Origin of the sequence: Streptomyces chryseus (genome assembly GCF_014650755.1) — a bacterium.
Taxonomy (GTDB): Bacteria; Actinomycetota; Actinomycetes; order Streptomycetales; family Streptomycetaceae; genus Streptomyces; species Streptomyces chryseus.
The window spans coordinates 42,335-57,261 of record NZ_BMVO01000008.1 but is presented as its reverse complement, the minus strand read 5'-3'; the positions used below and the strand labels follow the sequence as shown (position 1 = coordinate 57,261).

The window sequence follows — 14,927 nt, the reverse complement described above, 5'->3', positions numbered from 1 at the left end:
ACCTCGCACTGCACACGACGACGCGGGGGATCAGTGGATCAGGGATGGTCGGCGCTCATCGCCGGAATAGCCGGACTCTTGGGAGCGGTACTCGGCGGATACATCGCGAAGCAGGGAGCCGTCGCCGGCGCCAGAGCGACGGCTGAGGCCACGGCCCGCCAGGTCGAGCTCCAGGGCCGCAACGAACTCGCCCACTGGATCCGCCAGGAGCGCCGGGCTGCCTACGGCGAAGTGGTGCGCGCCTACAGCGTCCTGGCGAACCAGCTTGCGGCGTACCGCGTGGCCGTCGGCCGGGGCACCGCCCTCGACGACTTGAGCAGTCAGGTGGACGATGCCCGCAACGCCCTCATCATCGCGTGCAGCAGCACGCACTTGTTCGGCCCTGAAGCGGTGTGGGACGCGGCGTACGACGTGCGGAGCACAGCGCAGGAGGGCGTGCTCGCCCACCGGTCCTTCGCCGACCACAGCCAGGCAGGCAGCCGGTCGGGCCTGGAGGAGGCGAGGCGTGATCTCTCCGTCGCGCGGGTTGCCATGAGGGAGTCCCTGATCTCTTTCTCGGAGCGATGCAGGCAGGCACTCCTCAGCGAGCATGTGGTGCAAGCGCCGCCGCATTGATGGGTCGGACACACGGAAACCAGAGAGCGCGGACACACCGGCGGTGCTCGTTCGGGGACCAGGGCCGTGACGGGGCCGTGCGCGATGTGGTGCCAGCGCGTCGGGGGGACCATCGAGGTGCACAACGCACCTCTTAGAGGCTAATTGCCCCAACTCGGCGCGGATCGGATCCGCAGCTTCCTGGCGACCGAGGTAAGAACTCATCGTGGGTGACCTTCTTGTCCTGCCGAGTGCCACTCCGATCCGATGCCCGCAGACCGCCGTCCTTCATGGCGCGGACCGGTGACCAGAACGGCTCGCTCAGCCGGCTTCGAGCGTTGCCGCCGCGCTGTCGAGCAGCATCTCCAAGGTGGTCGGGTAGGCGCTGTCGTTCATACGGGCGACCAGCAGGGGAGCGGTCGCCGCGATGTTCGGGTGGGTCTCGGGGGAGAGCTGCGCGTAGGTGGCACGCCAGACTTCCTCGTCGGCCGCGCGCGCCGCTTCCGGGAGGGCGAGGCTGGCGGCGTCGAGGGCGGCGAAGGCGAGGGTCAGGTCGATGAATGCCTGGTAGACGCGTACCGCGTCGGGATCGGGCAGGCCGGCGGAGCGCAGGATGCCGAGAATCGCCTCGTCGGTGGCGATCTCGTTGGCCCGGCCGCTGACCCGATTGGCGGTGAGGACGGCCGCTTCGGGGTGGTTGAGGTACGCGGTGTGGATGCGAAGCCCGACGTCGCGCAGGTCGGCGCGCCAGTCACCACTGGCTTCCCAGCCGCGCATGGCGCGCCCGATCAGCTCGTCGGCGATGGCCAGTGTCAGGTCGTCGGTGCCGCGAAAGTAGCGGTACAGCGTGCTGGGATCGGCACCGAGCGCCACGCCCAGGCGCCGCACGGTCAGCCCTTCCCGGCCGTGTTCATGCAGCATGCGCAGTGCCGTCTGCACGATCATCTCCTCCGTGAGGACGACGCCCTGCTTGGTCGGTTTCCTGCGGCGCCGGTCCGTCTCCGGCACCACTTTCTTGGCCATGACCACTCCCTTCCGCTCCCCGCAAGCTTATGCCAACACGGTTGACGGTTTTTGACGCGTGCCCGTTTCATAGCGCACCCAGGGCTTCGGCCTCTCCGACGAAAGGCTCCTTTCATGCGAGTACTGCTGGTGGGTGCGGGCGGCGTGGGCACCGCCGTGACCAAGATCGCCGCCCGCCGCTCCTTCTTCGACCACCTGGTGGTCGCCGACTACGACGTCTCCCGCGCCGAGTCGGCTGTGGCCGCACTGGGCGCGAGCGAGACACGGTTCAGCGCGGCACGCGTCGACGCCTCCGACCAGGCTGCGGTCACCGATCTGCTCCGGCAGGAGCGGTGCGATGTGCTGCTGAACGCCACCGACCCGCGTTTCGTCATGCCGCTGTTCGAGGCCGCACTGGCGGCCGGCGCGCACTACCTGGACATGGCGATGTCCCTGTCCTCCCGTCACCCCGAGCGCCCGTACGAGGAGTGCGGGATCAAGCTCGGCGACGGTCAGTTCGAACGCGCCGCCGAATGGGAGAAGGCCGGCAGGCTCGCACTCGTCGGCATCGGCGTGGAGCCCGGCCTCTCGGACGTCTTCGCCCGCTACGCGGCGGAGGAGCTGTTCGACGAGATCGAGGAGATCGGGGTCCGTGACGGCGCGAACCTGACGGTCGACGGTTACGACTTCGCGCCGTCCTTCTCCATCTGGACGACGATCGAGGAGTGCCTGAACCCGCCGGTGATCTGGGAGAAGGACCGCGGCTGGTTCACCACCGCTCCCTTCAGCGAACCGGAGGTCTTCGACTTCCCCGAGGGCATCGGCCCGGTCGAGTGCGTCAACGTCGAACACGAGGAGGTGCTGCTGATCCCGCGCTGGGTGGACGCCGAGCGGGTGACGTTCAAGTACGGACTGGGCGACGAGTTCATCGAGACCCTCAAGACGCTGCACAAGCTGGGCCTCGACCGTACCGAGAAGGTGACCCTGCCCGGCGGCGCCGAGGTCTCCCCGCGTGACGTCGTGGCGGCCTGCCTGCCCGACCCGGCCACGCTCGGCGACCGTATGCACGGCAAGACGTGCGCCGGCACCTGGGTGAAGGGCACCAAGGACGGGCGTGCGCGCGAGGTGTACCTGTACCACGTGGTCGACAACCAGTGGTCGATGCGTGAGTACGGCTCGCAGGCCGTGGTCTGGCAGACGGCCGTCAACCCGGTCGTCGCCCTGGAACTGCTGGCGAACGGCACCTGGGCCGGCACCGGTGTCCTCGGCCCCGAAGCCTTCGCTCCCCGGCCCTTCCTGGACCTGCTGACCGAGTACGGCTCCCCCTGGGGGATGCGCGACCAGTAGATCCGACGCGGTCGAGCGCCCCGGCCACGCCACGGACCGGGGCGCCACGCCCCATCCACCCCCTCTCGTGCTTTCAAACTCAGCGCGGGGACCACCCAGCACCAGCTACGCCGACACCCCGAAGCGAGGGAAAATGAACGACGACATCGCGGGCGCCCAACCGCCCCGCGGACTGAAGCCCAATGCGATCGGCTTCACCGACGCGCTCGTCATCGGCCTGAACTCCACCTCCCCGGCGTACTCACTGGCCGCGGCCATCGGCCCGGTCGTGGCGCTCGTGGGGGTGTACGCCCCCGGCGTCATGCTCGCCGCGTTCGTACCGATGCTGCTGATCGCCTCGGCGTTCTTCTACCTCAACAAGGCCGACCAGGACTGCGGCACGACCTTCTCCTGGGTCACCCGGGCGATGGGACCGTGGGCCGGTTGGCTCGGCGGCTGGGCCGTCGCGATGACCGGCGTGCTCGTCGTCGGATCGCTGGCCGACGTCGCGGTCACCTTCGGCCTGCTCACCGTCGGCCTGGACAGCTGGGCCGAGAGCGATCTGGTGCGCCAGCTGCTGACCGTACTCCTCATCCTGGTGATGACAGCCGTGTGTGTCATCGGTACCGAGGCGTCGGCCAGGGTGCAGAATGTTCTCATCCTCGCCCAGGTCGCCTGCCTCCTGGTCTTCGCGGCGGTGGCGCTCTACCGCGTGTACGCCGAGACGACGTCGCTCGAGTCCCTCACCCCCGCGATCGGCTGGCTCGACCCGTTCGGTGCCGGAGGCGCGGCGCTGACCGGAGGACTCCTGCTGGGGGTCTTCATCTACTGGGGCTGGGAATCGGCGGTCAACCTCACCGAGGAGGTCAAGGACTCCGCCACCGCGCCGGGCAAAGCGGGCGTCTGGTCGACCGTCGTGCTCCTGGTGACATACGTGTCGGTCGCCTTCGCCGTCGTCGCCTACGCCGGCACCACCTTCCTGACCGACAACGCCGACGAGGAGGAAGCGATCTTCGCCCTGCTCGCCGGGGAAGTCATGGGCGGCTGGGACTGGATCCTGCTCCTCGCGGTCTCCACCTCCGCACTCGCATCGACCCAGACCACGATCATCCCCGCCTCCCGCACCATCCTGTCCATGTCCCGACGCCACGCCCTCCCCGCTCACTTCTCCCGCATCCACCCCCGCTTCCGCACCCCGCACACCAGCACCTGGTGGGTCGCGGCCGTGGCCATCGCCTGGTACCTGGCGGTCAACCAGATCAGTACCAACGCCCTGTTCGACTCACTGACCGCCCTGTCGCTGCTCATCGCGTTCTACTACGCCCTCACCGGCCTGGCCTGCGCGGTCTACTACCGCCGCCGGCTGACCGACAGCCTCCGTAACCTGCTCTTCATCGGGATCGGCCCGCTGATCGGCGCCGCACTGCTGATCTGGCTGCTCGTCGAGTCGGTCATCGACATGTCCGATCCGGAGAACTCCTACAGCGGCGTCTCCTGGTTCGGCCTCGGCCCGCCGCTCGTCATCGGCATCGGCATCGCGACCACTGGAGTGATCATCATGCTTGTCTGGCGCCTCCTCTCGCCCGTCTACTGGTCCGAACGCCCCGGTGTGGTCGCCCCCGACGCCAAGCCCGGAAAGGAGCGGTGACATGTCGGTCGTTCTCGGATACGACGAATCCAGTGGCGCGGCCCGCGCGTTGCGCGTCGCCATCGAAGTGGCGCACGCGTTCGACGAGCGGCTGGTACTGGTCTACGGCGCCGCAGCCCCCGGCGGCATGGGCGAGGAGTACCGGAGCCACCAGGAGGCCATCCGCCAAGTGGGCCGCACCGCGCTCGGCCGTGCTGTCGAGGCCGCCGACGCGGTGGGCGTGCCGACGACCGTGGAAATCCTCGATGAGAAACCGGCCCAAGCCCTCATCGAAGCCGCGACACGCCACCAGGCCCGGGTCATCGTTGTCGGGAGCTGGGGCGAGAGCCCCATGCGGGGTGCCCTTCTCGGTTCGACGCCGCACAAACTGCTGCACATGTCACCGATCCCGGTGCTCTGCGTCCCGACCGACGACTGATCGGCGGGTGGTTGCTCCGGGGTCGGCGGACGGCTTGTCCGAGGGCGGTGCGAGGATGGCGATGTGTTCCGGGAGACGACCGGAGCGAGGGCATGGGCGGGTTTCGAGCGGTCGGAGGCGGCATGGCCAAGGAATTCCAGGTGACTTACGACTGCGCCGATCCGGGCGCGCAGGCAGTGTTCTGGGCTGAGGCGCTGGGCTATCGCGTCCAGCCACCGCCCGAGGGCTTCCCCGACTGGGCGGCTGCGCTGACGGCTTGGGGCGTACCGCCTGAGCACCACGACGACCGGGCGGCCATCACGGATCCGGACGGCAAGGGGCCGCGGGTGTACTTCCAGAAGGTCCCGGAGGGCAAGACGGCGAAGAACCGCTTGCACCTGGATGTGCGCGCAGCACCCGGCCTGACGGGGGACAAGCGGATGGCCACGCTGGAGGAGGAGTCCACCAGGCTGGAGGGGCTGGGAGCGAAGCGGCTGTACCGGCTCGAGCCCAATGGCGTGGACGAGGGGATCATCGTGATGACCGACCCGGAGGGGAACGAGTTCTGTCTGGATTGAGGGCGGGGTGCTGGTGCGAGAAGGCTTCTCGAACCGGTCGGTAGGCTTGATCAGGGGAACCGGGCTCCGGATCGGGTGATCACTGCGGTGTCGGCGAATGAAGGACGGGCATCTCGGTGGCTCGGAGCTGCGGAGCTCAAGAGCACCAAGGAAGCCCCGCTGCAGTGGTGCCGCGTGACCACGTCCCTCACGAACAGGCAACCGCCATCCGTTCGCTGATCTCATTACCGGGCCTTGGCGCTCTGCGATCCGGGCGGACTGTGAACGACTCGTCAAACGGGAGACGCCCACGCATGAACACGCCACCATCGCCACCTGTAGCCGAGCGGAGTGAGGGATCACCCGTCCGGATCGGTGCTCTGGTTCCGCTGACCCGGCCTGGCTGGGTCGAGGCAGGCCAACACCTGCTCGCTGGGCTCGAACTGGCCGTATCCGAAATCAATGACGCCGGCGGGATCGTCGGAAGACCGCTCGAGCTGGTGGTCCGAGACACCGCGGCTGATCCACGGAGGGCTGCGGCGGCCGTGGATGAACTGGCTCGCCTGGGCGTGGCTGCCTTGGCGGGGGAGTATCACAGCGTCGTCGCTCGCGCCGCTGCCGTCAGGGCCGACGCCCTCGGTCTGCCGTTCCTCTGCTCGTCAGCGGTTCTCGACGCGCTCACCGAGCAGTCGACGCAGTGGGTCGCGCGCATCGCCCCGGCGCAGTCCCACGGCTGGCAGATCTACGCGGACTTCCTCCTCGGCGCGGGCCACGGTCGAATCGCCGTAGCAGCCGAGCCGAGTGTCTACTGGGCATCTGGAACCCGCATTCTGCGGGACTACCTCGCTCCACGCGGCGGCACCGTCATCGAACTCGACATGCGCGCGCTCACCCCCACGGCTGTGTGCGACGAACTCGTCGACAGTCGTGCGACGGCCCTCCTTCTTCTGGTCGGCCACCCGGAGCCGGCAGTACCGATCGTCAAGACCGTCCGCCGCGACCAGCGCCTCGCCGAGGTCATGATCGGTGCTCCGGCCGGGCAACCGGAGTTCCCCGAGTGGGCGGCGTTGCTGGGCGACGACGGCGCCGCCATCCCGTTCTTGCGCTACTTGCCCGAGCGCCTCAGCCCACTCGGTGCACGGGTCGAGACGGTTCTCCGGGAGCGGCTGGCCGAAGCGCCCTCCTTCGTCGCCTTCGAGGGCTACGACACGATCGCCGTCCTCGCCGAAGTGCTGAGCTCCCACGGCGCGGACCGGGCGCGCACCGCCGAGTCCTGGCCGCGCGTCGCGGTCGAAGGCACGCGTGGAAAGATCCAGTTCTCGCGCACGCCGGGCATCAGCGTTTGGCAATGGGCTTGGACGCCAATCCAAGTTGTTGATCGAGATCCGGCGGAACCCAACCGCTTTCGGGTTCTTCACGCTGGTTGAGAGCGCACGGAGGTCCGACTGCCCAGCTCTGACCTATGCCGAGGTCCATCCCCGGAGGACGGCGCCTGGCATCGCATCCAGTACCCCGAGCAGCTTCCGGAGGACGGGCCTGAAGGCGCGCTGCCTTGGTGGGCTCGGCGGAGGAAAGTTCTGCGCCCCTCACGGCTGTCCTGGCGAACGCCGAAGGCGTGATGCGGGTCAGAGGGACATGCACGCGGCAGCGGAAGGCAGACGAAGTCGATCTGCTGGCGGTCCATGGGGTTGTACTGCCGTCCAGGTCCTGGCCGACGAAGACGGCACGCCCGCCCCCGACCACGGTCGTTCGGGCCGGCCGTCACCGTATGCCTCCAGCGCCCAGTGCGAAGGTGACGGCCCGTGCCCACAGGCGGGCGGGGCTGTCGAGGGATCGGTCAGCCCTGAGGCTCCACATCCTTGGACAAGGGGACCTGTCCGGTGTTCGCTACGTGGCGCGCCGCAACCCAGACGGGCTTGTCCCGCAGCAGGTACCAGATGCCGTTGCCGTCGATGACCTGGGCATTGACCTTGCTCCGCAGGCCGATCTGGGCCCCGTGGGCGAGTGTTCCGGAGACTGCGGAATCGGTGCTGGGGTACTTGCGCAGATTGACACCGATGTCGCTGACGACAGTGCCGAACGGCTGCTGCGGGCTGGCCATCTCTCCTCCAGGTCGTTGTCAGTGCGGCTGTGATGACCCCACCCGGTGATCGGGCGCGGTGACCGCAGAGTAGATCGTCGGAACGCGGAAATGCTGGAGGCTGTCATATGCCCGTGGCCGGGTCGCCCGGCGTAGCGCGTGTGATCACCGTGCAGGACGCCCCGCTCCACATTGGTATGCACCTGATGATCACGTCTCTGACCGTGACGTTCACCCGGAGCCACGCTCGGCGGCATCGAGTCCGGCCAGCGGCCGGCTATCGGTCTTGCCGAGGCTGGTGGTCTCGTGCACGCGGGAAGGTGGGTACTGCTCGCCCGCCGTCAGGTTGCCGCCTTCTTCCAGGCGATGCTCCGGCCCGGCCGGTGGTCGGCTCGACAGTCGTGCTGGGAGGTGGCCCACCGATTCTCCGCCTGTACACGGTCCCGCTGTGTGAGAACAGCGATCGATGGGGTACATGCGCCGACATGACTTCAAAGCAGCCTCAGCCTTTGGCTCCGCGGGTGGTGCGGCAGTTGCGTCGTACTCGCTCGGTCTACGCGGCAGGTATCGCCCTGTGGGGGATAGGCGCGACTCTGGAGGTGTGGCAGCGTCCTGGAAGCCACCAGATGTGGGTGTTCTTGCTGTTCTTGATCGTCTTTACCGGGTTGTTGGTCGTGACGTCCTGGTGGTTGTGGCGCCATCAGGACGCCCTACGAGGCGTCCGGCGTGAAGCGCGCGTTGCGGGGGCACGACGCTGAGCGCGTGACCGGCGCCGCGCGCCGAACAAGCTTGGCAGGCTCCGGTGACGTGCCCGCACCGCATTGCCGCCATGCAACCTGAGTCTCGCTCTACCTGCGTCTCCTTGATCGTCGCACTGCTTGATCGGACACTCTCTCCCCCCGTGGGCACCTGACCAGGCACACTGGTGTTCGCGGGGAGCATGCGCCCCCGCGGGGAGGGAGAGCGCTGTGGATCCTGCTGGTGTGACCGTCGCCACCGCCGCGACCACCCCCGTCGCCGCCATGACCACGGATGCCTGGGGCATGCCAAACACGGCTTCGCCCGGCTGCTGAAGCTGGAGCGGCGTACCGAAGGAGCCGGCGGCGCCGAGGAGGAGTTGGAGCAGGCGCGCAGCACCGTCCTCGCCGCCCGTGACCACGGCGACGCGACGAGAGAACGCGCCGCGTTCGACCTCCTGGCGGCGCGGCTCGGCGCGGTCCTGAAGGCCAACGCGCACCGTGCGGACGAGGCGGAGGAGATCCTGCGCCACCTGCTCGCCGAGAACCTCACCGCGGACGCGCAGATCCACGCCCTCACCGAGGTGCTGAAGCAGCGCGGCAATACCGTCTACAACCAGTGGGTGGACAACGGCGGTGGCGGCGCCCAGGGGCCCGGGGGCCCGGGGCAAGTGTGACCCTCAACCATCACTCCTCGTCGTCGACCGGAGCGCCGCGGGCTCCGCGCTGTACAACCTCCTCGACGCGCTCCTGAAGACGAAGCGCTTCGAGAAGGCCGTTGCCGCCGGCCTAGGGGCCGCCGCCGCGTTCAGCGCGGCCGGCGCGCGGACGGCCGAGGTCCAGGCGCTGTTCCACCTGGTCATGGGCCTGCGGACGCCGGGCGGAAGAACCTGGCCCTCCCGGTACTCCGGCAGTACCTCACCACCTGCCGGCAGACCGCAGACCGCCCCCGTGAAGCTCAGGCCCTCCTCCTGCTCGGCGCGACGCTCGTCGATACCCGCCAGTACGAGGAGGCCATCGGCATCACCCGACAGGCGGCCGACCTCTACCGGGCACTCGGCGACGACCACGATGCTGCGCACCTGACGTTGAGCCACCGGCAGATCGCGCTGCGGGCGTTGGGCCGGAGTGACGGGCAGGCACATTGGCGCCGGGACAGGAAGGCCGACCGAGCTCGTCGAAGGCCAGCCGTCCCAGTGCGAGGAGAGTGCCCTGCCCGAAGACGAGCATCAGCCATGCCCCGTCGTGCCAGTACCAGTCCTCGGTCCAAGGCCGTGTGATCGCCCGGCGTCACGATGTGATGCGATACGGCGATGCCGATGCCGACCTGCCGCCGCCGGGGACACAAGAGCGGCGGCGCCGCCCGGAGCGTGGAGGCCAGCACCATCAAGGGAGCGACGAGGGGCAGGCTGGACATGGCAGCCCTCGCGATCGCTGGAAAGTGTCAGCAACCATCACACCGGTCGGCCCGGAGTGCCAGCCCTGCGTGATGTCGCCCGGATCACGATGCGGGCGATGCGGGCGATGCGGGCGTCGCCGGGCCCGGACCGACGACGGACTGATGCAAGCAAGACGCGCTAGGCGAACCGGGCGATCCGGGGTTCCCGACGGAGGCGATGGCCCGGAACCCGGCTTCGTTGGGATGCAGGCCGCCCTCGAACACGTAACTAGGCGCGGCGGGGCGGGATCGCCGGAGTGCGACAGTGCACGGTCGACGTCGAGGACGCAGTCGTACGCACCGCTGGCGCGAATTCAGTGGTTGACGGCGGACCGGACCTTCTCGCCCCGCTCGCTGTGGGCGGAGCCCCGTCCCTCACCGGAAACCGCGTAACAGGTCGAGGTGCCGACCACGGTCTCGGAGGCAGGTGTGTGCGGCCACCAGCACTGAAAAGGGTTTGGCGGAGGGCGTTCGTCGTGACAAGGTGATCAACAACGAAGGGGTGTAGCTCAGAGGCCAGAGCGCCGGTCTCCAAAACCGGATGCCGCAGGTTCGACTCCTGTCACCCCTGCCATTCACCGCCACGGTCGAGCCGTTTCTCGAACCAGTGGTGGGCGTACGGCTCGTCGTTGAAGGCGGGCACCTCCTGGAAGCCGCAGGAGCGGTACAGACCGACTGCGGCGGCGAGCGCCTTGTTGGTGTCCAGGCGCAACAGGTCGCGGCCGTGCCCGACGGCCCGCCCCTCCAGCTCGGTCAGGAACCGCCTGCCGAGGCCGAGCCGCCGGGCGTGCCGGGCAACCCACATGCGTTTGATCTCGGCCGGAGCGTCGGGCGGCAGCTTAAGACCGGCGCAGCCGATGGGTTCACCGTGCAGCCGGGCCACGAGGAACAGGCCGCGTGGCGGACGCAGTTCGCCTGCGTCGGGCAGCAGGCTCAGCGCGGGGTCGAAGCCGGCCTCGAAGCGTTCTTGCAACTCGGTGAAGTAGGACCGCAGGCAGTGCTCGGCGTCGGGGTGGCGGGGGTCGACGGCCTCCATGGTGACGGTCGCGGCGGTGAGCAACCGGTCGACTTCGGCCATGGCGGCCACGAGCCGGGCGCGCTGGGCCGCGTTGAGCGGCGCAAGGAGCGATCCGGCCAGCTCGTCGCTGCGGCGGTCGAGTACGGCGCGCTCAGTGCGGCCGGCGTCCGTGAGCAGCACGGTACGCACCCGCTTGTCGCCGGGTTGCGGCTCCATCGTCACCAGGCCGTCGCTCTCCAGGGAGCGCAACAGCCGGCTGATGTACCCGGAATCGAGTCCCAGGCGTTCGCGCAGCTGCCGTACGGTCTGGCCGTGCTCCCCGATCTCCCAGAGCAGCCGGGCCTCGCCGACGGGCCGGTCACGGCCCAGGAAGCGGTCGTGGAGCACGCCTACGCGTGCAGAGACGGTGCGGTTGAACCTGCGCACCGTGTTGATCTGCTCAGCACCCATTTGCCTGACCTTAGTCAGGAAATCTGTGTCAGGCCAGAGGCTGGGAGCGCTGAAGGGCGACGGGAGGGAAGTACGGCCTTCGGCCCGCGTCCTGGGAAGGCTCGTCGGTCCGGGCCGTCGTGCTCGGACGAGAAGTCCGGGCGGGCCCGTGCAGCGACCTTTACCCGCTGCGGCCGTGGCGGCTGGGCAGCCCGCATTGTCAGTGGCGGCTGGAATGCTGGAGGGATGAACGGCGACGAGCAGCTGCTGCGCGGCCGGGTCTACGGCCATGACCACGACGACCCTGACCCCGGCCCACGCCCCGGACGGACCTACGTCGAACTGACCGGCGGCCCCCTGGACGGGCTGCTCCTGGATGTCACAGGCTGGACGCCCGACGAGATCGACGCCGGAGCCGCCCTGACCACGGAGCTAGGACAGTTCCCCGGCGGCCGGGTGCTGTACGACCCGCGCCCCGGCGAGACGGGCCGCTTCCACTGGTCCGGCGACACACCCTGACTGACCGCGTCCGCGCGCCGCGCATCCATGCGTCCACGGCCCAAGCTGTTTTCGGCTGATCGGTGTGCGCGCTCAGGTACGCCGCGTGAACCGCATCGTGGAGTCCCGTAAACGGGGGCCACATCGATCAACCGGATCGGATGGCCGCCGCCAGGTGATGGTGCGGTGAGGCACCGAATCTCGCTGCGTGCCGTGTGTGAAACGCCTTACCGTGGCCGGGTGACGACTCAGATGATCATTCTCAACGGCGGTTCCAGTTCCGGGAAGTCCGGGATCGTTCGGTGTCTGCAGTCCGTACTGCCCGATCCGTGGTTGGCCTTCGGGTGCGACTCGTTTGTCGATGCCATGCCCGCGAGCATGCGCGCCTCGGGCGAGGGAATCGTGTTCGCGGCGGATGGCCGGGTGAGCGTCGGGGCGGACTTCCTGGCACTGGAGGCGGCCTGGACGGACGGCATGGTGGCGATGGCCCGTGCAGGCGCCAGAATCATCATTGATGACGTCTTCCTAGGCGGGGCGGCGTCCCAGCAGCGGTGGCAGAAGGCTCTGGGCGGACTCGTCGTGTTGTGGGTTGGCGTCAGGTGCGAGAGCGCGGTCGCCGCAGGCCGCGAGGTCGCACGAGGGGACCGCATCCATGGGATGGCCGCGTCACAGGCGGATGTGGTGCACGACGGAGTGCTCTACGACCTGGAGGTCGACACGACGCGGACCGAGTCCCTGGTGTGCGCCCGAACCATCGCCGCCCACGTCAGCTGATCGTCGGGTGGGTTCCCGGCTGCCCGACCGCAGCCCACATGCGTTCAAGCTGCGGCGGCCCTGGGGCGGCCTCCCCAGCGCGGTCATCGCAGCGGTCGCCTGCTTGAACATGACCGGCGGCTTCGATGCCTTCGTCTCGTCAGGATCCGCCAGGTGCAGAGCAGGTGATGGAGACAGCCGCTACCTGTTTCCTGCGGCTGGGATGGCTGATCCTGCTGAGTTGATGTCCCTGCGCAAAAGCACTTCGAGCCCGGACACTGTCGCCGTGGACGCGCCGTTTAGGGTGCGGCCATGATCTCGCACAGCTATCTCTCCGAACTCTTCTCGCTGGACGGCCGCGTCGCCGTGGTGACAGGCGGCAGTTCCGGCATCGGCCGAGCCATCACCGGAGCTCTCGCGCAGGCGGGGGCGAGCGTAGTGATCGTGGCGCGCAAGGAACCGGAGCTGACCGCCACGGTCGGCGAGCTGACGGCGGACGGGTGCCGGGCGGCTTGGGTGAGCGCCGACCTCAGCAGCAGGGACGGAGTGCGCGCGGCGGCGGAGCAGGCAGCCGAGGCGTTCGGTGAGCCCGACATCCTCGTCAACAGTGCCGGGGTCAATCTCCGGCCCCCGATGGGCGAGCTGGGCGAGGAGGTGTGGGACGCCACCATGGCGCTGAACCTGGAGGCGCCCTACTTGTTGGGCCAGCGGTTCGGGCCCGGCATGGCCGAGCGGGGCTTCGGGCGGATCATTCACATCACCTCCCAGCAGGCGCACCGGGCGTTCGTCCAGAGCGGTGCCTACGGAGTCTCCAAGGGGGCGTTGGAGTCGCTGGCCCGTTCGCAGGCGGAGGCGTGGTCGCCCCATGGCGTCACCTGCAACACACTGGTGCCCGGCTTCGTCATGACGCCACTCAATGCGCGGTTGTCGTCCGACCCGGAGAAGGTGGCGGCGCTGGCCGCGCGCACCATGGTCGGCCGCAACGGCCTGCCCGAAGACTTCGCCGGAGCGGCGGTGTTTCTTGCCAGCCGCGCCTCCAGTTTCGTCACTGGACAGGCCATCTTCGTCGACGGCGGGTTCTCCGTTCACTGATCCCAGCATCGCGGGGAAGTGAACTGCCCCCGGAACAGCACCAGGATGGGAACCGGAGTTTCTTCGGAGGTCGGCGTCAGAGCCTGGAACTCGCTTGTGTGTCCAGTTCTTCTGCGACTGGGGCACCAGCCCTGGGCGCCGAGCGCGGAGGTCGTCGCCGCTTGGCCTTTACTGTCGTTGCGCTACGCCGGTCTGCGGCGCAAGGCGCGGTGTACTGCCTGAGCACCTCGGCCCCGGGCTGCGGCCCGTGCAGGCCGCAGCGTGGGGCTCGCGGGGCAGCGGGGCTGTGTCCACCCCGCAGGTGCTGCTTCCCGCCGCAATTGCCCTGCGGGCGCCCGTGCGAAGGCCCGGAGAGGTATGTGCTCGCAACACCGGCCCTGATGGGGTCTTTGAGGTCCGCCAGGGCCGCTCCTCACCCCCACGCTTGCTCTTCGAACTGTGCAGGACAGATGGGGGAGCGAAGAGCGGTTCTTGATCACTGAACTGTAGATTCCGGCAATGACTGGTGACTGGCGAACGGATCGAATAGGGACTGCGCTGAGCGGCGAGAACCCAAGCGTGCTGCGGCGGTTGACGTCAGGGTTCGCGGTAATCGGGGATGTTCAGTTCCTGCCGGGGTACTCGGTTCTGCTCGTGGACGAGCCGGATGTACAGCGGTTGTCGGAACTGCCGAAGACCAAGCGGTTGTCGTTCCTGTCTGACATGGATCGGCTCGGTGAAGCAGTCGAGCGGGCCTGCCGGCGACTGGACCCGGCTTTCCGACGGGTCAACCTGGAGATCCTGGGGAACAGGGACCCGTTCTTGCACGCTCATGTTTGGCCGCGGTTCGACTGGGAGCCGGCCGATGTGGTGAGTGCTCCGGTGTGGCTCTATCCGCGTGAACGATGGAGTGACGAGCAGTTCCAGCTCGGTCCGCAGCATGACGTGCTGCGAGGTGTGATTGCCGGCGAACTGGACCAGTTGCGCCCGTGACCCGACGTCGTGGCCGCCGGGTCGGCGGTCCGGTGATCGGTGCCGGTCAGCCGAAGGTCACGGGTGCTGTCTGAGCGGGGCGGAGTGTGCAGGCGCCAGGAGTCTGGCCGGTGCAGCCCCGGTATGTTCTGGGGCGGAAGGGGTTGGCGGCCGCGTCGCAGCTATCGATGGTCTCGCGCTGTACGTGCAACGCGGTCTGGCTCACATCCGGTGCGCTCAGAGCCGGCCAGCCAGCCGTGCCCGTGCAACTGGCTGTCGGCGCCGTCCCAGTCGACACCGACCACGTCCTCCAGTTCCCGATGATCAGCCGCCAAACGTCGAGCTCCGGCGTGACGAACACCGGAAACGCTCCTGGCCTGTGTGGCAGCCGCCCGACGTGCGCCCTT

Annotated in this window: 15 protein-coding genes and 1 tRNA gene; 12 read left to right on the top strand and 4 right to left on the bottom strand. The window is 68.7% G+C overall.

Annotated elements, in window-relative coordinates; genetic code table 11:
• Window positions 1-33 precede the first annotated feature (33 nt).
• Entirely contained in the window at window positions 34-615 is a 582-nt protein-coding gene (locus tag IE185_RS14960) for a hypothetical protein (protein WP_138896095.1), read from the top strand.
• A 300-nt stretch (window positions 616-915) separates the two neighbouring features.
• On the opposite strand, the gene IE185_RS14955 is transcribed toward IE185_RS14960, so the two are convergent.
• On the bottom strand, window positions 916-1,617 hold the full coding sequence (locus tag IE185_RS14955; protein ID WP_138896096.1) for a TetR/AcrR family transcriptional regulator: 702 nt from the start codon (window positions 1,615-1,617) through the stop codon (window positions 916-918).
• 114 nt (window positions 1,618-1,731) lie between these two features.
• Here IE185_RS14955 and IE185_RS14950 point away from each other — a divergent pair, with 114 nt between their 5' ends.
• The 5 genes from IE185_RS14950 (at window position 1,732) to IE185_RS14930 (ending at window position 6,951) form a co-directional block, all read left to right on the top strand.
• Window positions 1,732-2,943, top strand: coding sequence for a saccharopine dehydrogenase family protein (locus IE185_RS14950; protein ID WP_138896097.1), 1,212 nt, complete (start codon window positions 1,732-1,734; stop codon window positions 2,941-2,943).
• A gap of 133 nt (window positions 2,944-3,076) precedes the next feature.
• Window positions 3,077-4,570, top strand: a complete 1,494-nt coding sequence (locus IE185_RS14945) for an APC family permease (protein WP_189715319.1) — start codon at window positions 3,077-3,079, stop codon at window positions 4,568-4,570.
• Between the two features lies 1 nt (window position 4,571).
• A complete protein-coding gene (locus tag IE185_RS14940) occupies window positions 4,572-4,988 on the top strand; it encodes a universal stress protein (protein WP_138895178.1) in 417 nt (138 codons plus the stop codon).
• 122 nt (window positions 4,989-5,110) lie between these two features.
• Window positions 5,111-5,545: a VOC family protein gene (locus IE185_RS14935; protein WP_138895177.1), complete on the top strand. Its 435-nt coding sequence runs from the start codon at window positions 5,111-5,113 to the stop codon at window positions 5,543-5,545.
• A 293-nt stretch (window positions 5,546-5,838) separates the two neighbouring features.
• Window positions 5,839-6,951: an ABC transporter substrate-binding protein gene (locus tag IE185_RS14930; protein ID WP_138895176.1), complete on the top strand. Its 1,113-nt coding sequence runs from the start codon at window positions 5,839-5,841 to the stop codon at window positions 6,949-6,951.
• Between the two features lie 410 nt (window positions 6,952-7,361).
• Here IE185_RS14930 and IE185_RS14925 read toward each other — a convergent pair whose 3' ends face one another.
• Window positions 7,362-7,625, bottom strand: coding sequence for an SH3 domain-containing protein (locus tag IE185_RS14925; RefSeq protein ID WP_138895175.1), 264 nt, complete (start codon window positions 7,623-7,625; stop codon window positions 7,362-7,364).
• Between the two features lie 919 nt (window positions 7,626-8,544).
• Between IE185_RS14925 and IE185_RS14920 the strand changes: the two genes are divergently transcribed.
• Window positions 8,545-9,018, top strand: a complete 474-nt coding sequence (locus IE185_RS14920; RefSeq protein WP_170198290.1) for a hypothetical protein — start codon at window positions 8,545-8,547, stop codon at window positions 9,016-9,018.
• Between the two features lie 3 nt (window positions 9,019-9,021).
• Here the strand turns inward: IE185_RS14920 and IE185_RS14915 are convergent, their stop codons facing one another.
• Window positions 9,022-9,411, bottom strand: a complete 390-nt coding sequence (locus IE185_RS14915) for a hypothetical protein (RefSeq protein ID WP_138895172.1) — start codon at window positions 9,409-9,411, stop codon at window positions 9,022-9,024.
• 866 nt (window positions 9,412-10,277) lie between these two features.
• Here IE185_RS14915 and IE185_RS14910 point away from each other — a divergent pair.
• Window positions 10,278-10,353: transfer RNA gene (locus IE185_RS14910), tRNA-Trp, on the top strand.
• On the opposite strand, the gene IE185_RS14905 is transcribed toward IE185_RS14910, so the two are convergent.
• The gene (locus IE185_RS14905; RefSeq protein ID WP_138895171.1) at window positions 10,342-11,247 is read right to left on the bottom strand and encodes a bifunctional helix-turn-helix transcriptional regulator/GNAT family N-acetyltransferase; all 906 of its coding nucleotides are present in this window, start codon (window positions 11,245-11,247) and stop codon (window positions 10,342-10,344) included. The two genes, IE185_RS14910 and IE185_RS14905, sit on opposite strands and share 12 nt — an antisense overlap.
• Before the next feature lie 225 nt (window positions 11,248-11,472).
• On the opposite strand from IE185_RS14905, the gene IE185_RS14900 reads away from it, so the two are divergent.
• From IE185_RS14900 to IE185_RS14885, 4 genes are all read left to right on the top strand, one after another.
• A complete protein-coding gene (locus IE185_RS14900) occupies window positions 11,473-11,745 on the top strand; it encodes a hypothetical protein (protein WP_138895170.1) in 273 nt (90 codons plus the stop codon).
• Between the two features lie 219 nt (window positions 11,746-11,964).
• Complete coding sequence (gene cpt, locus IE185_RS14895; RefSeq protein ID WP_229843514.1) at window positions 11,965-12,498, top strand: chloramphenicol phosphotransferase CPT; 534 nt, start codon at window positions 11,965-11,967, stop codon at window positions 12,496-12,498.
• 291 nt (window positions 12,499-12,789) lie between these two features.
• Complete coding sequence (locus IE185_RS14890; RefSeq protein WP_138895169.1) at window positions 12,790-13,569, top strand: SDR family NAD(P)-dependent oxidoreductase; 780 nt, start codon at window positions 12,790-12,792, stop codon at window positions 13,567-13,569.
• 498 nt (window positions 13,570-14,067) lie between these two features.
• Window positions 14,068-14,541, top strand: coding sequence for an HIT family protein (locus IE185_RS14885; protein ID WP_138895168.1), 474 nt, complete (start codon window positions 14,068-14,070; stop codon window positions 14,539-14,541).
• Window positions 14,542-14,927: the final 386 nt, after the last annotated feature.